Origin of the sequence: Bacillus cereus group sp. N8, from assembly GCF_016483685.1 — a bacterium.
Taxonomy (GTDB): domain Bacteria; phylum Bacillota; class Bacilli; order Bacillales; family Bacillaceae_G; genus Bacillus_A; species Bacillus_A proteolyticus.
Genome location: NZ_JAEHBK010000006.1, coordinates 90,233 through 110,755 on the forward strand (window position 1 = coordinate 90,233; position 20,523 = coordinate 110,755).

A 20,523-nucleotide genomic window follows, 5' to 3' on the forward strand; every position below is an offset into this window, starting at 1 on the left:
TGAAAATGGAACAACAAAATACATTAAATGATATTAAACAAACAATCGTTTTTAACGCGTCTATTCAAAAAGTATGGAATATAGTATCAACTGCAGAAGGGATTGCATCATGGTTTATGCCAAATAATTTCGAATTAGAGGTAGGTCATGAATTTCATGTGCAATCACCATTTGGACCATCACCATGTAAAGTGTTAGAAATTGATGAGCCAAACCATTTATCTTTCTCATGGGATACAGATGGCTGGGTTGTATCATTTGATTTGAAGGACTTAGGAGATAACAAAACAGAATTTACGTTAATTCACGGTGGCTGGAAACATCCTGATGAAATCCTTCCGAAAGCGAATGCGAAGAGCTCTATTATTCGCGATAGAATGAGCGGCGGCTGGGTAGCGATTGTAAATGAAAAACTGAAAAAGGTTGTTGAAGGTTAAATGTCTTCGTCAGCAGCGAAATATGATGTATTTCAAGCAATTGCTGATCCAACCCGCCGAGAAGTATTACGGTTATTAAGTGATAGAGAGTTACCAATTTCTAAAATAACAGACCATTTTCCAATGAGCCGTACTGCAGTTGTAAAGCATCTTCATATCCTTTCAGAAGCGAATTTAGTGAGTGGAAGAAAAAACGGGAGAGAGAAGATATATCGTTTGCAACCGGAGCCGTTAGAGGAATTACAGCAGTGGCTCTCATATTATGAACGATTTTGGGATAATAAATTGTCCATGCTTAAGCATATTGTGGAGAATGAAAAATAAAAGAGGATGACCAAATGGTCATCCTTTTTATTATTGCTCACTTGTTTGTTTAGCTGGCTTTAATAAGAGCCAAGCAATAATTAAAGTTAATACTGCTAATACGAAAGTACTCATATAAATAACGTGTACACTTGCTGCTAGTGCGTATTGCGATTCGGTTGCTACGCTTGCTGTAGCTCCCCCATGTCCGCTAGAAGATACAAGATCAAGATTTTTAATACCACGTGCATGAATCATCGTATTGAAGACTGTGCCGAAAATTGCAGCGCCTAGCGTTTGACTAAATGTACTAATAAATGTGTTTAAACCGACTGCCGTTCCGCGTGAATGAGCTGGTACAGTTGCTTGGATTGTGACCATGTAAATTGGTGTAACAAGCCCCATTCCTAAGCCGAATAATCCGACTGCCACATAAATAAGGAATGATGGTGACTCTGTTGATAATGTAAATAATAAGAAGGTAGCAACTGTTAATATGCTAGCTCCAAGTAAAATAATTTGTTTCGTTTTTAATTTACCAACTAAGTTACCAGAGAACATAGCACCGAATGTCCACATAACAGGAATCGGCATTAAAATAAGTCCAGCCTCTGTCGCATTTTTTCCTAAAACACCTTGGCTCCAAATTGGAAGGTATACAGTAATACTAATAATCATTGCGCCAGCAATAAGCGTTAATATGTTTATCGTAGATAATGTACGGTTAGAGAAAAGTGCTAGCGGAATTAATGGTTCCGGAGATTTTTTCTCGATGTATAAGAAAATAATGAATGAAATAGCGGCAAAGATTAATAGGCCGATAATTGTAATATCTCCCCAGTTTTGCTTACTGCTACCTGTTAATAATGCATATAGTAAAGCAATTGTACTTAATGAGAAGACAGTTGCACCTAGGTAGTCGATATGTTGCTTAGACGACTTAACTGATTCCTTATAATAGATGGCAATCATTAAGCAAGCGATAATTCCAAATGGAATGTTTAAGAAGAAGATGTAACGCCATGAAAGACAATCAACTAAAAATCCTCCTACTAATGGTCCGATAACACCAGATACACCCCAAACAGCACTTATCCAGCCTTGTGCTTTCGCGCGGTCTTTCGCTTCGTCATATAAGTCACCGATGATTGTCATAGTAATTGGCATAACAGCGCCAGCACCTATACCTTGAAGAGCACGGAAGAAGATTAATTGTTCCATTGATGTAACGACTCCGCAAAGTGCAGAACCGATTAAGAAGATGGTTGCTCCGATGAGCAGAACTTTTTTACGGCCGAATAAATCAGCTAATTTTCCGTATATAGGAGTCGAAACAGCTGTTGCAAGCATATAAATTGCATATACCCAACTAACAAGTTCGACGCCTGACAAATCACTCGTTATACGAGGGATTGCTGTACTAACAATCGTTCCTTCTACCGCAGAAAGAAACGTCATTAGCATTAAAGACATCATGACTTTTTTCCTCATTTGTTTTCCCCTTACCCTTTTTTAAATATTCAACAATATAAAATATAAAGGTACTAAGGTATATAAAGCAACAAAAAAGCAATGGGAATTTAGAAGGAAGGGGATTTGTCGTTCTTTGTCGGTAAGTCGATATATTTGAGGAATCGCTGATATATCTTGCAGAATCGCTTATATAATTTCATGCACCTATAAAAAAGAAACAGGAAGCCCTGTTTCTTTTTTATAGGTGCATTTTCGCATTTTGTCCAGCTGTTGTTCCGGCAATTCGACCGGTAACAAGGGCAGATGTAATGTTATAGCCACCAGTATAACCGTGAATATCAAGAACTTCTCCGCAGAAGTATAAGCCATTCGTGAATTTAGAAGACATTTCTTTCGGATTAATTTCTTTAACGGAGACACCGCCGCCAGTAACGAATGCTTTTTCAATTGACTGCGTACCATTTACATTCACAGTAAATTCTTTAAAGTCTTTCACAAGTGCACGAATCTTCTCATGAGAAACTTGTCCAGCTTGTTCGCTACCGTCAATTTCATTTTTTTCTAATAAGAATAGGAAGTAACGCTCAGGAACGTAACCTTTTAAAACGTTTTTAATTCCTTTTTTCGGATCTTCCTTCATTTGTTTCAGAATGCGCTGGAATAGTTGTTCACTATTTTCTTCTGGCAATGCATCGATGCTCATTTGCACTGTATTCGTTTTGAACTTTTTCAGTGCTTTCACAACGAATTGGCTACAACGAAGAGCAGCAGGACCAGATAAGCCGAAATGAGTGAAGAGCATGTCCATTTTGTGAGAAATGATAGCTTTTCCTTTCGGGTTTAATACACTTAAGTTTACGTCTCGTAAAGCGAGACCTTGCAATGAACGGTCTCGGATAAATGGTTCGTTTGAAAGGATTGGTACTTCTGTTGGGAATAATTCTGTAATTGTATGACCAGCTTTTTCCGCCCAAGCGTATCCGTCTCCAGTAGAACCAGTTTGAGGAACTGATTTTCCGCCAACAGCGATAACGACGTGATTCGTTTCTAACACTTCGCCTGTTTGTAATACAACTGCTTTCGTTTGACCATTTTCATATTCAATTGTTTCAACAGGTGTATTCGTACGTATTTTTACACCTAAGTCTTTTAATCGTGTTAAAAGTGCATCTACAACAGATTGCGCTTTATTTGATACAGGGAACATGCGACCATGATCCTCTTCTTTTAATTTAACACCTAGATTTTCGAAGAATGTAATAATATCTTCATTATTAAAAATAGAAAAAGCACTGTATAAGAAGCGCCCGTTTCCTGGTATATGTTTAACGATTTCATCAAGTGGTAGACGGTTTGTTACGTTACAACGACCGCCACCAGAAATCGCAAGTTTACGTCCAAGCTTATTTCCTTTATCAAGAAGTAAGACGCTTGCGCCTTCTTCTGCAGCACCGATTGCAGCCATTAGCCCAGAAGGACCGCCACCGATGACAATAACATCATAATACATAATATATCGACCTCATTTTCTACATTTCCTGCCTAAAAGAATAGCATGTTTTCTCTTAAAAGAAAAATAGGGTGAAGTACTGCTTGATGGGAGAATTGTGGTACAATACAAAAGTTAGAGTTCAGCACTATCCTGCTATTTGTGGGCAATAAGACTAAAACCTTAAGACTTAAGAGAAGTAAAAAGGGAGGTCACTGGCCCGTAAAAGCTCGAATGGTTCAACTAATAAGGAGTAGGAGAGGAGTCTCCTGCTAGTAATAGTTTCACTTTATCTAGATGTAGGAGGATTTTTGTATGTCCGATTCAAAATTTCTGCGCGGAACGCTTATTGTGACGTTAGGGACATTTTTAGTAAAGTTCTTAGGCATGATTTACGTCTTTCCGTTTCATGCATTAGTAGGCACAGAAGGCGGAACGCTCTATACATATGGATACATTCCATATACGATATTTTTAAGTATTGCAACGGCAGGGGTGCCGCTTGCTGTTTCGAAGTTTGTTTCCAAATATAATGCACTTGGCGATTATAAAACGAGCCGGAGAATGTTCCGCTCAGGAATGGTTATGATGATAGTAACCGGAGTTCTTTCGTTCCTAGTTCTATACATGACCGCACCATTATTTGCGGAAGCAATGCTTGGTAAACAAAGTTTACAAAATAAGATCGAAGAAGTTACGACGATTATTCGCCTCGTAAGTTTTGCGCTTATTGTTGTGCCGGCAGCAAGTTTGATCCGTGGTTATTTCCAAGGTCACCAATCGATGGGACCGACTACGGTGTCACAAATTATTGAGCAAATTATTCGTATCGTCTTTTTATTAGCGGGTAGTTTCATCGTTATTAAAATACTTGGCGGTACAGTAGCAACGGCAGTTGGGGTTGCGACATTTGCTGCATTTGTTTCAGCAGTTGGAGCACTTGGCGTATTAATTTGGTACTGGTTAAAACGTAAAAAATATTTGGATCAATATTTAATTGAGCAAACTGTACCAGAATCGACGGTAAGTACCGCTCAATTGTTTAAAGAGTTGTTTGCATATGCAATTCCTTACGTTGTAATTGGATTAACAATTCCTTTATATCAACAAATTGATACATTGACATTTAACTCTATTATGCAGGCGATTGGTCAAGGAGATATCGCAGAGCGAGCACTTGGTATTTTCACGATGTGGACGCATAAATTAATTATGATTCCAGTATCACTTGCAACAGCGTTTAGTTTAACGCTCGTACCAGCGATTACAAAGTCGTTTACTGAAAAGCAATACCGTTATTTAAAATTACAAATTACACAAACATTCCAGGCAAATATGTTTTTAACATTGCCAGCAGTTATCGGTATTTCTACACTTGCGTACCCAATCTATACTGCTTTCTACGATTCAGATCCACTAGGTGGACAAGTATTAATGTGGTATGCGCCAGTTGCGTTGTTATTCGCTTTATTCACAGTAACAGCAGCAATCTTGCAAGGGATTAACCAACAAAAACATGCGATTGTCGCACTTGTTATGGGTGTTATTTTGAAATTTGTATGTAACGTAATCTTTATTCGTTATTTCGGTACAGTTGGGGCGATTTTGGCTACTGCAGTCGGCTTCTTAGTTTCTGTATGGTATACGAATAGACAAATCAAAAAACATGCAAACTATTCATTTGGTGTTGTATATAAGAGAACATTCCAAATTGCAATATTAACACTTGTAATGGTTATTGCTGTAAAACTATCACAATGGCTTCTATCCTTCATGATTTCGCCTGATGGCCGTATTGGTGCTCTTATTACAGTTGCGATTTGTGCAGGTATTGGTGGACTTGTTTACGTAGTATTAGCGATTCGCACAGGAGTACTAGAGAGAGTATTTGGCGGAGAAGCTTTAGAGAAAATCCAGCGTAAACTTGGTAGTCGATTCAAAATAAAGTTGAAATCAAAAGGGGCGTAAATACGTCCCCTTTTCTTATGATAAATAAAGAAGGTGAAGAACATGAGATTAGATAAATTATTAGCGAACATGGGACACGGAAGTAGAAAAGAAGTAAAGAAATTACTGAAAGACGGCGTTGTGAAAATTGATGGAACGCCAGTGAAAGATCCGAAGTTTCATGTGAATGTAGAAGAGCAAGAGGTTATGATTCACGGTGAAGTTGTGGAATATAAAGAGTTTGTTTATTTAATGATGCATAAACCACAAGGTGTTATTTCAGCGACAGAAGACGATAACCACGAAACGGTAATAGATTTATTAGAATTAGAAGATGCGATTTTTGATCCATTCCCTGTTGGGAGACTTGATATTGATACAGAAGGTTTCTTATTGATTACAAATGACGGGAAGTTAACGCATCAACTATTATCTCCGAAAAAGCATGTGCCGAAAAAATACTATGCACACGTTTCAGGAGTTGTAACGGAAGAGGATGTAAAAGAATTCGCTAAAGGTGTTATTTTAGAAGATGGCTATGAAACGAAGCCAGGCGAACTTACAATTTTAAAAAGTGATGATATTTCTGAAATTGAGCTCGTGATTACAGAAGGAAAATTCCATCAAGTGAAGCGTATGTTTGAAGCGGTAGGGAAAAAAGTAGTGTACTTAAAGAGAACAGAGATGGGACCTTTAGTGCTAGATGAAGAGTTAGAACTTGGGCAATATCGTGAATTAACAGATGAAGAAGTAGAAATGTTAAAAACATATCAAGTAGATAACGAAAAGTAACGCCAATTTCAGAGCATAGAAAAGACCCCTTTCTAATGAGTTAGAAAGGGGTATGTATTTATTTACATACAATTATTTTTTTGTTATGAGGTCATTCTCACTTTCTTTCCTGTCGTTGTCCACTTGCCGCGGCAAGGGCTATACACGAGTTCATTAAACTGCAACACATTTAGATCACGTTGTATCGTTCGCGGTGTGATCCCGAACTCATCTACAAGGTCTTTCGTTGTTACCGTACCGTTTTCATTGATGTACATATAAATCGATTTAATGCGTGTTAGCATACGAGTAGTTGTAGGTTTCAAGAGAAAACCACTCCTCTACTAGTTTTTTTGACCCCATTCAGGAAAGAAGGTCGTTACTACCATTGTACTCTACATGATAAAATTCATGCTTTAATCTACTTAAATTTTACAAAAGTTTAACAAATATTCATATAGAAAAATATTGGTAGTTGACATTGTATATTTTGTCAGTCAACTAACTCATAAATTTCTACGTAAAACGCCAAATTCCTGCAAATTTTTTTGAGAAAATAAAAGAAAAACTAATGAGAAATATCTGAAATATTACAATTGTTCGTTATTAGGTTTTCATGTATGGCATAAGAGATTTCGGTTTGCTATGATGAAAGAGATAATATAGTGAAGGATGGATGCGTGATGTCAACGATTAATTGGACAGAAGAAGTTATGAAACGAAAAGATGATTTAATTCGTGATACACAACAATTTTTGCAAATTAAAAGTGTATGGGAAGAAGAATCAGCGAAAGAGGGCGCACCATTCGGTGAAGGTGTAGAAAAAGCTTTATCTTTCATGTTACATAAAGGAGAAGCTGAAGGTTTTGCTTCTAAAAATTTAGAAGGGTATGCAGGCCATCTTGAAATGGGACAAGGAGAAGAATTAGTAGGTATCCTTTGTCACGTTGATGTTGTACCAGAAGGAGATGGCTGGACAACTCCTGCGTATAGTGCGGATATTCGCGACGGGAAGATTTTTGCACGCGGTGCGATTGATGATAAAGGGCCGACAATGTCAGCTTATTATGCAATGAAAATTGTAAAAGAATTAGGCTTACCTCTTTCTAAACGTGTTCGTATGATTTTAGGAACAGATGAGGAAAGTAATTGGAAGTGTGTAGATCATTACTTTAAAAATGAAGAAATGCCAACAATCGGTTTTGCACCAGATGCAGATTTTCCAATTATTAATGCGGAAAAAGGAATTTCTGACATACAAGTTGTTCAAAATGGTAGCGAAGAGAAAGAAGGCGCATTTAAGCTGATTTCATTTGAGTCAGGTCGTCGTTTGAATATGGTTCCTGATTATGCAGAAGCGATTATTACAGGAGAAGATGTAAATGCACTTACAGTAGCATATGAAGAGTATTTACAAACTGCTAAAAAAATGGGTAAAGCAATTGTAGAAGGAAATACGGTGACGTTACAAATCAAAGGGATTTCAGCTCACGGATCTACTCCGGAAAAGGGAGAAAATGCAGGTTTATTATTGGCGAACTGCTTAACGAAAGTTTCTCTTGATGGAAAAGGGGCTTCGTTTGCATCGTTTGTAACAGAAACATTTACAGGGGATTTTTTGGGCGAGAAAGCTGGTATTGCTTATAAAGACGATATTAGCGGCCCGTTAACAGTTAATGTTGGTCGCCTGTCTTATTCGCAAGAAAACGGTGGTAATTTAGGATTAAATGTACGCTATCCAGTTACGACTAACTTTGAAGAAATGATTGCAAAGTTAAAAGAATATGTCGGTACTCATGGATTTGAAGTGGCGGATTATTCGAACTCTCGCCCGCATCACGTTGATAAAGATCATGTATTAATTCGTACTTTGCAACGCGTATATGAAGAACAAACAGGTGAAAAAGCTGAATTGTTAGCAATCGGTGGTGGTACTTATGCTCGTTCATTAAAAGCTGGCGTTGCATTTGGCCCGCTATTCCCTGGAAAAGAAGAACTTGCGCATCAAAAAGATGAGTACATTGAAATTGAAGACTTATTAAAAGCAACAGCGATTTACGCTCAAGCAATTCATGAATTAGCGAAATAAGAGATATGTAAATAATGACCGCTCTCTACTTTAGAGGGCGGCTTCTTTTTAGCTGAATGAGAAAAGAAAGAAAAGCAACAATAAAAGGAAGGAGACGATGTAAATGGATCTGCATTATTTTGTCGCAATCACTTTACCAAATCATATAAAAGAAGTGCTATCTAACTATAAAGAGGAAATGAAAGATGAATTACCATTTCGCTCGTGGGTGCATGAAGAAGACTATCATATTACCCTTTCCTTTTTAGGAAGTGCGACAGAGGAACAGTTAGCAGGAATAAAGAATGGATTACAAACACTTAAAGAAACAAAAGAACTAACTTTCACGTTACAAGGGTTTTCAACGTTTGGTAGGGAAGATCAGCCCCGTATTTTTTGGGCGAAGGTAAGTGAGAATCACGATTTGCTTCAGTTACAAAAGCAAGTTCATGCCATTTGTGAAGAAAATAGATTTTCTCTAGAAACACGCCCATATCATCCGCATATTACTGTTGCCCGTAAATGGGTAGGAGAAGAACTGTTTGATTTAGAACATATAAAAGAAGTGCCTGAAATATCATTTCAAGCGGATACGATCACTTTATACGAATCTCACGTGAAGGAAATGCCGAAGTATAAATCGATTGCTGAAATAAAACTACAAAAATAGAATGTATGAAAACGTTTTTTATACAGGTGAATATACTATAGAGAATAATGGATTTACTGTATAGAGTCTTGTTGATAAGAAAAACCGTATTATTTGCAACTCATTTTATCCCGCAACTGTCCGGTTAGTGGGGGCTAATTAAAGATTTACTTTATTTTAATTTTGAGAATGATGGTGATTTTTTTATGTTGAAAGTAAAACGTCCATTTGATGCCTATTTAGATGAAATGAATAAAATTACAATTTTGCTCCCACATGCGTACGGAACAAGTCGGACATTTCGTTTGCAAGAAGGAACCAATGTAAAAGATTTACCGATTGCTCAGACGATTGCGCTTCCGGATGCAACGAAGTATGAGTGCTTTATAGAAGAGCCGCTAGATGTGGGGAAATATTATACAGTACGAGATGAACGGAACGAAGAAACGGATTTACAAATAGGCGCTGTGATTCGAACCGCAATTTTTGATGAAAAGTATTATTACGAAGGTACAGATTTAGGTGCTGTACATCAAAAAGAAGTAACAACATTTAAAGTATGGGCTCCAACTGCAAGGCTTGCGAAAGTAAGAATTTATAAAAGTGATAAAGAATATACCGATCATGAAATGTACAGAGGAGAAAATGGAGTTTGGACTCATACATTACAAGGTGATTTAGATGGAGCGCAATATACATTTCTTGTTTGTATTAATTTAATATGGAATGAAGCGGTAGATCCTTACGCAAAGTCGGTGACTGCAAATGGGAAATACGGCGTTGTGATCGATTTGGAAAAGACGCATGTAACAAAACGAGAGGAATTACCACCATTACAGTCAATGACAGATGCCATATTGTATGAACTGCATGTTCGTGATGCGACTATTCATCAGGGCAGTGGAGTGAATCAAAAAGGAACATATAAAGGGTTGATGGAAGAGGGGACAACGGGACAAAATGGGACGTTAACGGGATTATCTCACATAAAAGATTTAGGTGTTACACATGTTGAACTATTGCCTTTACATTGTTTCGGTGGTGTAAATGAGGCGAACCCTTCCTTCGCATACAATTGGGGTTACAATCCACTATATTACAATGCACCAACGGGATTTTATGCTACAAACCCTTCGGACCCGTATAACAGGATTGTAGAGTGTAAACAACTGATTGAAACATTTCATGCGTACGGCATGAGGGTGATTATAGATGTTGTATATAATCATGTGTATGAAAGAGAGCTATCGTCATTTGAAAAGCTTGTCCCGGGATATTATTTTCGTCATGGTGAAGATGGTATGCCTTCTAATGGGACGGGAGTTGGAAATGATATAGCATCTGAACGGAAAATGATGAGGAAATTTATTGTAGAATCTGTTCTATATTGGCTTACTGAATACAATGTTGATGGATTCCGATTTGATTTAATGGGAATTTTAGATGTTGAAACGATGAATGTGTTAGAAAAAGAAGTGCGAAAAATAAAGCATGATGCGTTGTTATTAGGTGAAGGATGGGATTTACAAACACCCCTTCCTCTTGAAGAGAAAGCCACGTTAAATAACGCGAATAAAATGCCATGTATCGCACAGTTTAATGATCAATTTCGTGATGGAATAAAAGGAAGTACTTTTAATATAAATAAACGTGGCTTTGCATTCGGTGGGCATGTAGACTGTAATCATTTGCAGTATATAGTAGCTGGTAGCCTTTTAAGTATGAAAGAAACAGGATTGTTCCTAGAGCCAATGCAAAGCATTAACTATGTAGAATGTCATGATAATATGACGATGTGGGATAAACTAGTGCAAAGTAATCCAGAATCAGAAGAAGTTTTGAAAAGACGTCATCGATTAGCAACTGCAATAGTTATTCTTTCGCAAGGGATTCCTTTCTTACATGCAGGGCAAGAGTTTTATCGTACGAAGCTAGGAAACGAAAATAGTTATAATGCAAATGATGAAATCAATCGATTAGATTGGGATCAAAAAGAAACAGAGATGGAGACAGTTAATTATATAAAAGGTTTAATCGCGATTCGGAAGGAGCATGGGGCATTCCGATTAAAAAGCGCTGATCTTATAAAAAAGCATATGACTTTTTTACAAACATCAAAGGAAGCACTTGCATACCATTTGCGAAATGTAGAATCTTTCGGACCATGGAAAGAGATTGTTGTGCTATTCAATAGCGGTTTGCAAAATGAAATAGTTCAGCTCCCAAAAGAAGAAACGTGGCATGTATTAGTAAACGAAAAGCAAGCCAAAATACAGCCAATTTCTTCATTTAGAGGAAAGGAACTTCAAATGGCTCCAACTAGCACGTATATATTGGCGATAATGTGACAAATCGCTACTTGACGGTGAGAATATAATAAATGTAGAATTGACAAAGGTGACGATTTTGATAAGTTGTCATTCTATGAGTGATTTTGTAAAATAAACTAGAAGAGCAGGGGATTTATCCTGTTTTCGGCTTATGCCAAGTTTTCTTTTCATTCAACTACAGTAAAATATATGAATCCACAACATGTGTAGAAATGTTGCGGTTTTTCTTTTCATAACTATAAAAGATAAGGATTTGTTAACGGGTAATGAATATGGAATGGTTGGAACAATTATTAGGAAAAGAGTGGAGTCTTATACCGGCTGGTGGAGTAACGGGCGATGCATATATTGCGCAAAACGGACAACAAAAGTTATTTTTAAAGCGGAATACATCGCCCTTTTTAGCGGTATTGTCAGCAGAAGGAATTGTTCCAAAATTACTTTGGACAAGAAGGGTAACGAACGGTGATGTAATTTCTGCTCAAAAATGGCTTCCGGGACAGAAGTTAGAGCCAGAGGATATGAAACTAGAACGTGTTGCGAAACTTTTGAAGAAAATACACTCCTCTAAAGCGCTTGTGCAGATGATTCAAAGGCTAGGAAAGCAGCCGCTTCATGCGCAAGAGTTATTACAACAATTACAACTTGTTTTAAGAGGAGATATAAGAGTTGATGAAACAATTCAGCAAGGTCTTCAATATTTAACAGAGTCATTAAAAGATATTGAGTACGATGAATTCGTTGTATGCCATTGTGATGTAAACCATAACAATTGGATATTGTCGGATGAAGATGAATTGTTTTTAATTGATTGGGATGGAGCTGTGATTGCTGACCCAGCTTTAGACCTTGGTATGTTATTATATTGGTATGTTCCGCGTCATGAATGGAGTGAGTGGCTCGGATATTATGATGTTGAACTAGATGAATCATTGCTTAGGCGTATGAGATGGTATGTTATAGCACAAACGATTTTGTCTATTCAATGGCACACAACAAAAAAGCAGCAAGCAGAAGCTAAATATTGGCATCAATATTTACAGCAACTACTTGCTTCAGAATAATACTTAAGAAAAATTGTCCATTCCAGCAATCCACTGAGTAAGTTGTTCTTGATTATTGGAAATATGGTTGTCCAAATTAGAGGAAGATTTACCCGATTGACTATAAGAATATACATCGTTTAGCATTGCTTTAGCGTCACTACTTATACTATCGTTTGCGAGTAACGATTGAATGAGGCGCTCTAATTGCTCGCATTCAGAAACTGTCCCGCAGCAATCACTTTGATGGTTGACTAAAATATCTTTTAACACTTCTAATTGATGCTGTTGATTAATTGGCATGAACGGATCATCCTTTCGAGTGTTTTTCTCTCACTGGAAATGTAAGAGAAAAAGCTGTTTCGTCATGGAATGTTTAATGCTTTATGTAGTTTTTATCAAAATGGTACATCTTATACTTGAAAGAAACGGACCGAGTGCTCGTACGTGCTTGGTTTTTTGTTTGATAGATTGATTAAAACAGAAAGAAGGAATTTTTCCTTTAAAATAGTTTTGTAAAGAGAGGGAGACATCTATGCGTTTAAGACATAAACCTTATGCAATGGATCGAATTAATGAATATTCACATATCGTAATCGGAAACCCAGAAGAGCGCGCTGGTAACTGGAAAGAATTATTTGGAAATGAACAACCAATTCATATTGAAGTAGGTACAGGACGTGGCCGCTTTATGTATGATATGGCAAAAGCGAATCCACATATTAATTATATTGGAATTGAAAAATTCACAAGTGTTGTTGTAGATGCACTTGATAAATTAATTGAAGAAGAATTACCGAACTTAAAGTTAATTAATAAAGATGCTGAAGATTTAAAAGTTTTCTTTGCAAAAGGTGAAATTGACCGCGTTTATTTAAACTTCTCAGATCCATGGCCGAAGAATCGTCACACGAAACGTCGTTTAACGTATAAAACATTTTTACGCAATTATGAGGAAGTGTTAGTAGAGGGCGGAGAAATTCACTTCAAAACTGATAACCAAGGCCTATTTGAATACTCTCTTATGAGTATGGCTGAGTATGGTATGTTATTAACTTACCTTAGCCTAGATCTTCATAATAGTGATTATGAAGGAAACATTATGACAGAATACGAAGAGAAATTCTCCAGTAAAGGTCATCGTATTTACCGAGTTGAAGCGAAATATCGCACAGAACCTATGCAGTAATGCATAGGTTTTTTGTAACTAAAAAAATCAGAATTTTATGTTAATATTAAAGGGAAAGGGGGATGAAAGATGGAACAGCTACAAATTGGAAATATAAAAGTGACATGGCTAAAAGGTGGGAATACACATTTAGATGGAGGTGCAATGTTTGGAGTTGTGCCGAAAGTACTTTGGTCACGCAAATATCAACATAATGATACAAACCATATTTATTTACGAACAGATCCGTTACTTTTGCAAACGAAAGAAGGAAACATGCTTATTGATTCTGGAATAGGAAACGGTAAGTTGAATGAGAAAATGAAGCGAAATCAAGGTGTAACAGAAGAATCATCGGTTTACGAATCGTTAGAAAAACTGGGTCTAAAGCCTGAAGATATTCATTACGTCTTAATGACGCACCTTCATTTCGATCATGCATCTGGTTTAACAAGGCGGGAAGGAGATCACCTTGTGCCGACGTTTCCGAATGCGAAAGTTTACGTAAGTGAAACGGAATGGAATGAAATGAGGAATCCAAATATTAGATCGCGTAATACATACTGGACGGAAAATTGGGAGCCGATTGTAGATAAAGTTGTTACCTTTCAGCAAGAAATAGAAATTACGGATGAAATAAAAATGGCGCATACGGGTGGTCATAGTGATGGACATGCCGTTGTCGTCCTTGAAAGTCAAGGTGAAACGATGCTTCATTTAGCAGATCTGTTGCCGACGCACGCACATCAAAATGTATTATGGGTAATGGCTTACGATGACTATCCAATGACATCGATTGAACATAAACAAAAGTGGATGAAGTATGGTGCTGAGAAAGAAGCTTGGTTTACGTTTTATCATGATGCATATTACCGTGCCGTAAAGTGGAATGAGGAAGGGCATATCGTAGAAAAAATAGAGCGGAAAACGAGTATAGAAGCTTAAAAAGAGGAGGTTGTTCAACAATATTGGTTGGAGCAGCCTCCTTTTTTATTGTCGGATTTTGTCGGTAAGTCGATATATTTGAAAAATCGCCGATATAATTTGAGTTGCGCTGATATATTCGAAAAATCGCTGATATAATTTCAAGCAATATCCTCGATTCTTCAAAAAAAAGAGGTTCACCTAATGGGAAACCTCTTTTTATGCAGCTATAACCTCTAAAACAGTGCCTGTTTTTGCATCAACTAAAAATTCAAATCGTTCTTGTATATCATCCAACATTGTTGTAAGACCGCCGCGATAAACTTCGTATGCTACATCATATTTTTCAAATGTCTCTGGAACCATATGTACCCAAGAGCCAGTAATTTCACCTTTATGACTTAATGCTTGTTTCACCATTTTCAATGCTTTTTCTGAAGAAATATGGGATTGTTCTTGTACTTTGTTTGCAACGAAATAACCAGCTGCGAACCCAACGCCAAGACCTGCTACTAAACCTTTCCAGCTCATATATTCACCTCAATTCTGTAAAATAAAAATAGTGTACCGATAATAATTATAATCCAAATGCAACTAAAAAAGAAGAAACTAGAAACATTTCGAAAATTTCGTTACAATAAAAGAGGTATTCTACTAAGGTTTGAAAGAAGGGGACTTCGTGAATAAAGAGACATTACAATTATTTCGTACGTTAACAGAATTACAAGGTGCATCAGGTTTTGAACATGATGTGCGCCGTTTTATGAAGCAAGAATTAAGCAAATATGCTGATGAAATTGTGCAAGACGGTTTAGGTAGCGTATTTGGTCTGAAAAAAGGGGACGAAACTGGCCCACGCGTTCTTGTAGCAGGTCATATGGATGAAGTAGGTTTCATGGTTACCCAAATTACGAAAAATGGGATGCTTCGTTTTCAAACGTTAGGTGGCTGGTGGAGCCAAGTGTTATTAGCGCAGCGCGTACAAGTTATGACGAAGAATGGTCCTATTATTGGGGTTGTTGGTTCAATTCCTCCTCATTTATTAAGTGATGCGCAACGTGCAAAACCGATGGATATAAAAAATATGTTAATTGATATAGGTGCAGATAGTTATGAAGATGCGATTGAGATTGGTGTAAAGCCTGGACAACAAATCGTGCCAATCTGCCCATTCACGCCGATGGCAAATGAAAAGAAAATTATGGCGAAAGCTTGGGACAACCGCTATGGATGTGGCCTTGCAATCGAGTTATTAAAAGAATTAAAAGATGAAACATTACCAAACACATTATACTCTGGTGCTACTGTACAAGAAGAAGTAGGTCTTCGCGGAGCCCAAACTGCTGCAAATATGATTCAGCCAGACATTTTCTATGCGCTTGATGCAAGTCCAGCAAACGATGCGTCTGGTGATAAAACGCAGTTCGGTCAATTAGGAAAAGGTGCTCTTCTTCGTATTTATGACCGCACAATGGTAACTCATAGAGGAATGCGCGAATTCATTTTAGATACAGCTGAAACACATAACATTCCGTACCAATACTTTATTTCACAAGGTGGTACAGATGCAGGCCGTGTACATACAAGTAACTCTGGTATCCCATCAGCAGTAATTGGTGTTTGTGCACGCTATATTCATACACATGCTTCTATTTTGCATGTTGATGATTATGCAGCTGCGAAGGAACTAATTACGAAGCTTGTGAGAGCGACGGATAAGACGACGTTAGAGACGATTAAGAATAACGCATAAAGAGGAAGGGCTGAAGAGCCTTTCTTTTTTTAGGTTGAATAGATGACCCAGTGATGAGTGGTAGCGGTTAGTTTTTAATAGATGCTCGTACCACGTATAAAGAGTGGTTTTATTAAGACGAAATGATGAATTTTATAGAGGTGAAAGAAATGAAGGTAGTAGTTGGATCGAAGAATAAAACGAAGGTTGGGGCTGTGGAGAAGGTTTGGAAAGATGTTACGATTATGTCCCTTTCTGTTCCGTCGGGAGTATCGGCACAACCATTTTCAGATGAAGAGACGATGCAAGGAGCGGTAAATAGAGCGAAGCGAGCGCTGCAGGAAGGAGAAGCTCAAATCGGTATTGGGCTAGAAGGCGGCGTAATGAAAACAACGCACGGTTTATTTATGTGTAACTGGGGCGCGCTAGCGACAAGTGATGGGAAAACATTTGTTGCTGGCGGGGCACGTATTAAGTTACCGGACGATTTTTTAGCACCTCTTGAAGAAGGAAAAGAGCTAAGTGAAGTGATGGAAGAGTTTGTGCAGCGAAAAGATATTCGTAGTCACGAAGGTGCTATCGGTATTTTTACAGATGATTATGTCGATCGGACTGAATTATTTGTGCACGTTGTTAAGTTACTTGTTGGGCAATATAAGTATGATGAAAAGCAAGCATAAACCTTGCACCATGCGCGATGTATGGTAGTATAAAGAAAAGATTATAGTGTGAAAAAGTGCACTCGTTAGAGGAGGAAATATAGATGAAATCATTAGAAAGCATGGAACAATTCCAAGAATTAAAAAATGAAGAGAATGTAGTCTTCATGTTCTCAGCAGAATGGTGCCCAGATTGCCGTTTCGTTGATCCGTTTATGCCAGAAGTAGAAGAGAAGTATAGTGATTTCTCATTTTACTATGTAGATCGTGATGAGTTTATTGATCTATGCGTGAAATTAGACGTATTTGGCATTCCGAGCTTTGTAGCGTACAATAAAGGTGAAGAAACTGGACGCTATGTAAACAAAGATCGTAAAACACAAGAGCAAATCGAAGAGTTTATTGAAGGTTTAAAATAAGACAATTAGCCAATTGAATTGTAAAAACAACCTCTACCTTCGCGGGGGAGGTTATTTTTTTGGAAGGGAGGAAAAAGAGATGAAAATGACAAGTAAAAAGATGAAAGACGAGTTAATGAAGAAATTATCTCGACCAGAATGGGACTTTCATTATGATAGCGAGAAAGAAGTCCTTCGTATTGAACAAACAGACTCGAAAAAAGGTATTAACGTATCACTTCCAGGAGTAGTAGCAAAATGGGAAGTGAACAAAGAAAAAGCGATTGAAGAGGTCGCTTATTACGTACAAGAAGCGCTAATTGCAATGCATAAAGAAGAAAATAGCACGGCGAAAATTTTACCTGTTATTCGCTCTACTTCTTTCCCGAAACAATCAGAGGAAGGAAATCCGTTTATTATGACGGACCACACGGCGGAAACACGTATTTACTATGCGCTAGATTCTAATAAAACGTATCGATTAATTGATGAACGCTTATTGCAAAAATTAGAGCTTACAGAGCAGCAAGTACGTGAAATGGCATTATTTAATGCTCGCTCATTAGGTTATGAATTTCAGCAGGAAACAGTAGCAGGTAATACATTCTACTTTTTAAACACAAATGATGGGTATGATGCGACTCGTATTTTAAACGAATCGTTACTACAATCGATGCGTGAAAAGATTTCTGGTGACATGGTTGTGGCAGTTCCTCACCAAGATGTATTAATTATTGCTGATATCGTCAACGAAATCGGTTATGATATTATTGCACAAATGACAATGAAATTTTTTGCCGAAGGGCATGTTCCGATTACATCACTTTCATTCGTATATGAAGATGGGGACTTCGAACCAATCTTTATTTTAGCGAAGAATCGGAAGAAGACAGATGGAAAAGAGAAAGGATGAACGAAGTGAACGTTTTTTACAACCTTGAAGGAATTGGTGACACTTTAATTGTTACCTTACAAGATATTACTTTAGAAAACCGTACATTTGACCGCAAAGGAGATGTTGCTCGCGTATACGATCGTGAAAGCAACGTAACAGCAGGATTCAACATCTTTAATGCATCTTCTTATGTAGAAGTAACAGATAACGGAAACGTTACATTAACGAAAGAGTTTGTTGAAAAAATTAACGACATTTTAGCAAAGAATGGCTTTGAAGAAAAAGTAGAAGCTGATTTCACGCCGAAATTTGTTGTAGGCTATGTAGCTGAAAAAGAGAAGCATCCAAATGCTGATAAATTAAACATTTGTACAGTAGAAATCGGTACAGAAACATTACAAATCGTATGTGGTGCACCAAACGTTGATGCAGGACAAAAAGTTGTTGTTGCAAAAATTGGTGCTGTAATGCCAAGCGGTATGTTAATTAAACCAGCTGAACTTCGCGGTGTTCCTTCTTCTGGAATGATTTGCTCTGCACGTGAATTAGAGCTTCCAGACGCTCCACAAGAAAAAGGTATTCTTGTATTAGAAGATAGCTTTGAAGTTGGACAAGAATTTAAATTTTAATTGATATAAGAAAAAGTAGTCTCACAATATGTGGGGCTATTTTTTTATGCGAAATTCTTAGAATTGTAACGTTTCTCTTCAAAATCTATATTGTATTTTGAAAATGTATTAGGTAAAATTTAGAAAAAAGAAGGGGATAGACGTATGAAACAACAACCGAAAATTGCAGAACTTCTGAAACGAATTGAAACTTCAAAACAGCAAGATATCGAGTTAGGTTCCTATGAAATTTATTTGTTTAGCGAAAGTGAATTAGAAAAAGGGCAAGTCGGTTACCGATATGATAAACATAAAAATTCATTAATAAGTGAAGAAAATGGGAAGTGGCAAGAAGGATGGATTGCGATCGGATATGAAACGGATATGGGCGATCCAGTTTTCGTGAATGTGGATGATGACGTTTATCCGGTTTATACTGCAGAGCGTGGTACAGAAACGTGGCAGCCTGTTTATATTGGAAATATGGATGATGTTATAAAACAATTATAAGAAGAACTTTGAGTCCGGTGCAAAGTGATGGGAGAGAAGCATGAGGTATATAAAAATAATGAGCATGATTGCATTCATTGGAATATATATGGGAGGTTGTTCGCAAGAAGAGCCGAAAAAGGAAACAACATCTTCTGTACAACAAAAAAATGATGATAAAAAGGAAGACGCACCGGTAGAAAAGCAGCAAGAAGAACCGCAGGCAATTCAAACGAATGAGCAAGTGGAACATAAGCAGGAGGAAGTGCCGGCCGAGGAAAAGAAAGAGGAAACTACGCCAGCGCAGCCAACTGAGCAACTTATGCAAAATAATGAACAAAAAGTAGAGAGTAAGGAAAAACAAGAAAAGTTTCTCGTCGTTATTGATCCAGGGCATCAACAAAAGGCGAATTTAAATTTAGAGCCGATTGGACCAGGGGCAACAACACAGAAATATAAAGTGACAGATGGTACAACAGGTGTTGTGACGAACAAGAGAGAGGCTGTCCTTGTATTAGAAATGGCTTTTATATTAAAAGAAAAGCTTGAAGCAAAAGGAATGCAAGTATTGATGACGCGAACGTCGCATGAAGTTGATATAAGTAATAAGGAACGAGCGACATTCGCGAATGATCATAAAGCGAATTTATTTTTGCGCCTTCATGCAGATGGTTCTGAAAATCCAAATCAAAGTGGATTTGCTGTATTGACGCCGGCAGAAGGAAGTCCGTTTACGAAAGAGATTTATGCGGAAAGTCTTCAAATCTCTCAAACGATTGTAAATAAAATGAGAGAAAACAATCAGGTGAAAGTAAATGGGATTAAATTCAGGGACGATCTTTCTGGATTTAATTGGGCAAAAGTTCCTGGTGTACTATTAGAACTTGGATTTATGTCAAACCCTGAAGAAGATAAAAAATTATCTGACCCACAGTATGTAAATTCTTTATTGCAAAGTGTAACGGATAGTGTAGATGAATATCGAAAGAGTAAAGCTTAAACGCAGTCTTACATGAGAGATTGCGTTTTTTTATATGAAAACACTCGTAAATTAGAATATTATGGATAAATATGACATGCTTAATTTTACCTGCACTTTTTGCCGAATGCTGATACAATAAAGGATGTTACTATTTAGT

At 37.3% G+C, this 20,523-nt stretch carries 22 protein-coding genes; 17 read left to right on the forward strand and 5 right to left on the reverse strand.

Translation table 11 applies throughout. The annotated features are described in order from the left end of the window. The first annotated feature begins 5 nt into the window (after positions 1 to 5). Together JDS80_RS11885 and JDS80_RS11890 are read left to right on the forward strand one after the other, a co-directional pair. Positions 6 to 437 carry an SRPBCC family protein gene (locus JDS80_RS11885; protein ID WP_199638547.1) on the forward strand — a complete coding sequence of 144 codons (432 nt, stop codon included), beginning with the start codon at positions 6 to 8 and terminating at the stop codon, positions 435 to 437. Further along, positions 438 to 761 carry an ArsR/SmtB family transcription factor gene (locus tag JDS80_RS11890; RefSeq protein ID WP_071748373.1) on the forward strand — a complete coding sequence of 108 codons (324 nt, stop codon included), beginning with the start codon at positions 438 to 440 and terminating at the stop codon, positions 759 to 761. Positions 762 to 791: 30 nt separating this feature from the next. Here JDS80_RS11890 and JDS80_RS11895 read toward each other — a convergent pair whose 3' ends face one another. Together JDS80_RS11895 and JDS80_RS11900 are read right to left on the reverse strand one after the other, a co-directional pair. After that, on the reverse strand, positions 792 to 2,231 hold the full coding sequence (locus JDS80_RS11895) for an MDR family MFS transporter (RefSeq protein WP_199638549.1): 1,440 nt from the start codon (positions 2,229 to 2,231) through the stop codon (positions 792 to 794). A 220-nt stretch (positions 2,232 to 2,451) separates the two neighbouring features. Beyond that, entirely contained in the window at positions 2,452 to 3,723 is a 1,272-nt protein-coding gene (locus JDS80_RS11900) for a BaiN/RdsA family NAD(P)/FAD-dependent oxidoreductase (RefSeq protein WP_199638551.1), read from the reverse strand. A gap of 294 nt (positions 3,724 to 4,017) precedes the next feature. On the opposite strand from JDS80_RS11900, the gene JDS80_RS11905 reads away from it, so the two are divergent. Together JDS80_RS11905 and JDS80_RS11910 are read left to right on the forward strand one after the other, a co-directional pair. Continuing rightward, positions 4,018 to 5,670, forward strand: a complete 1,653-nt coding sequence (locus tag JDS80_RS11905; RefSeq protein ID WP_199638553.1) for a putative polysaccharide biosynthesis protein — start codon at positions 4,018 to 4,020, stop codon at positions 5,668 to 5,670. Between the two features lie 42 nt (positions 5,671 to 5,712). Beyond that, positions 5,713 to 6,441 carry a pseudouridine synthase gene (locus JDS80_RS11910; RefSeq protein WP_001234930.1) on the forward strand — a complete coding sequence of 243 codons (729 nt, stop codon included), beginning with the start codon at positions 5,713 to 5,715 and terminating at the stop codon, positions 6,439 to 6,441. A gap of 83 nt (positions 6,442 to 6,524) precedes the next feature. Here JDS80_RS11910 and JDS80_RS11915 read toward each other — a convergent pair whose 3' ends face one another. Then, positions 6,525 to 6,746: a DeoR family transcriptional regulator gene (locus JDS80_RS11915; RefSeq protein WP_000805512.1), complete on the reverse strand. Its 222-nt coding sequence runs from the start codon at positions 6,744 to 6,746 to the stop codon at positions 6,525 to 6,527. 357 nt (positions 6,747 to 7,103) lie between these two features. On the opposite strand from JDS80_RS11915, the gene pepV reads away from it, so the two are divergent. From pepV to JDS80_RS11935, 4 genes are all read left to right on the forward strand, one after another. Then, positions 7,104 to 8,510, forward strand: a complete 1,407-nt coding sequence (gene pepV, locus JDS80_RS11920) for a dipeptidase PepV (RefSeq protein ID WP_199638555.1) — start codon at positions 7,104 to 7,106, stop codon at positions 8,508 to 8,510. A gap of 103 nt (positions 8,511 to 8,613) precedes the next feature. Further along, positions 8,614 to 9,159: an RNA 2',3'-cyclic phosphodiesterase gene (gene thpR / locus JDS80_RS11925; RefSeq protein WP_071748368.1), complete on the forward strand. Its 546-nt coding sequence runs from the start codon at positions 8,614 to 8,616 to the stop codon at positions 9,157 to 9,159. 185 nt (positions 9,160 to 9,344) lie between these two features. Then, positions 9,345 to 11,486, forward strand: coding sequence for a type I pullulanase (pulA, locus tag JDS80_RS11930; protein WP_199638556.1), 2,142 nt, complete (start codon positions 9,345 to 9,347; stop codon positions 11,484 to 11,486). 248 nt (positions 11,487 to 11,734) lie between these two features. Then, positions 11,735 to 12,532, forward strand: a complete 798-nt coding sequence (locus tag JDS80_RS11935; RefSeq protein WP_002077574.1) for a phosphotransferase family protein — start codon at positions 11,735 to 11,737, stop codon at positions 12,530 to 12,532. 3 nt (positions 12,533 to 12,535) lie between these two features. On the opposite strand, the gene JDS80_RS11940 is transcribed toward JDS80_RS11935, so the two are convergent. Next, positions 12,536 to 12,814 (reverse strand): YtzH-like family protein, encoded by a 279-nt coding sequence (locus JDS80_RS11940; protein WP_001122236.1) that lies wholly within the window; start codon positions 12,812 to 12,814, stop codon positions 12,536 to 12,538. 232 nt (positions 12,815 to 13,046) lie between these two features. On the opposite strand from JDS80_RS11940, the gene trmB reads away from it, so the two are divergent. Both trmB and JDS80_RS11950 read left to right on the forward strand, forming a co-directional pair. Beyond that, a complete protein-coding gene (gene trmB / locus JDS80_RS11945; protein WP_199638557.1) occupies positions 13,047 to 13,700 on the forward strand; it encodes a tRNA (guanosine(46)-N7)-methyltransferase TrmB in 654 nt (217 codons plus the stop codon). A gap of 69 nt (positions 13,701 to 13,769) precedes the next feature. Further along, positions 13,770 to 14,624, forward strand: a complete 855-nt coding sequence (locus tag JDS80_RS11950) for a YtnP family quorum-quenching lactonase (protein ID WP_071748365.1) — start codon at positions 13,770 to 13,772, stop codon at positions 14,622 to 14,624. Between the two features lie 198 nt (positions 14,625 to 14,822). Here JDS80_RS11950 and JDS80_RS11955 read toward each other — a convergent pair whose 3' ends face one another. After that, positions 14,823 to 15,134, reverse strand: coding sequence for a PepSY domain-containing protein (locus tag JDS80_RS11955; RefSeq protein WP_000118537.1), 312 nt, complete (start codon positions 15,132 to 15,134; stop codon positions 14,823 to 14,825). A 148-nt stretch (positions 15,135 to 15,282) separates the two neighbouring features. Here JDS80_RS11955 and JDS80_RS11960 point away from each other — a divergent pair, with 148 nt between their 5' ends. The 7 genes from JDS80_RS11960 to JDS80_RS11990 all read left to right on the forward strand — a co-directional run bounded on the left by JDS80_RS11960 (position 15,283) and on the right by JDS80_RS11990 (position 20,384). Next, positions 15,283 to 16,356 carry a M42 family metallopeptidase gene (locus JDS80_RS11960; RefSeq protein ID WP_071748390.1) on the forward strand — a complete coding sequence of 358 codons (1,074 nt, stop codon included), beginning with the start codon at positions 15,283 to 15,285 and terminating at the stop codon, positions 16,354 to 16,356. A 149-nt stretch (positions 16,357 to 16,505) separates the two neighbouring features. After that, complete coding sequence (locus tag JDS80_RS11965; RefSeq protein WP_199638558.1) at positions 16,506 to 17,015, forward strand: DUF84 family protein; 510 nt, start codon at positions 16,506 to 16,508, stop codon at positions 17,013 to 17,015. A gap of 83 nt (positions 17,016 to 17,098) precedes the next feature. Beyond that, positions 17,099 to 17,413, forward strand: a complete 315-nt coding sequence (locus tag JDS80_RS11970; protein ID WP_000838192.1) for a thioredoxin family protein — start codon at positions 17,099 to 17,101, stop codon at positions 17,411 to 17,413. Positions 17,414 to 17,492: 79 nt separating this feature from the next. Next, complete coding sequence (locus tag JDS80_RS11975) at positions 17,493 to 18,305, forward strand: DUF1444 domain-containing protein (protein WP_199638559.1); 813 nt, start codon at positions 17,493 to 17,495, stop codon at positions 18,303 to 18,305. After that, positions 18,302 to 18,916 (forward strand): YtpR family tRNA-binding protein, encoded by a 615-nt coding sequence (ytpR, locus tag JDS80_RS11980; protein ID WP_001006779.1) that lies wholly within the window; start codon positions 18,302 to 18,304, stop codon positions 18,914 to 18,916. Before JDS80_RS11975 ends, ytpR begins: the two co-directional genes overlap by 4 nt. A gap of 144 nt (positions 18,917 to 19,060) precedes the next feature. Then, on the forward strand, positions 19,061 to 19,405 hold the full coding sequence (locus JDS80_RS11985; protein ID WP_199638560.1) for a thiamine transporter: 345 nt from the start codon (positions 19,061 to 19,063) through the stop codon (positions 19,403 to 19,405). A 40-nt stretch (positions 19,406 to 19,445) separates the two neighbouring features. Beyond that, a complete protein-coding gene (locus tag JDS80_RS11990) occupies positions 19,446 to 20,384 on the forward strand; it encodes an N-acetylmuramoyl-L-alanine amidase (RefSeq protein ID WP_199638561.1) in 939 nt (312 codons plus the stop codon). Positions 20,385 to 20,523 lie beyond the last annotated feature (139 nt).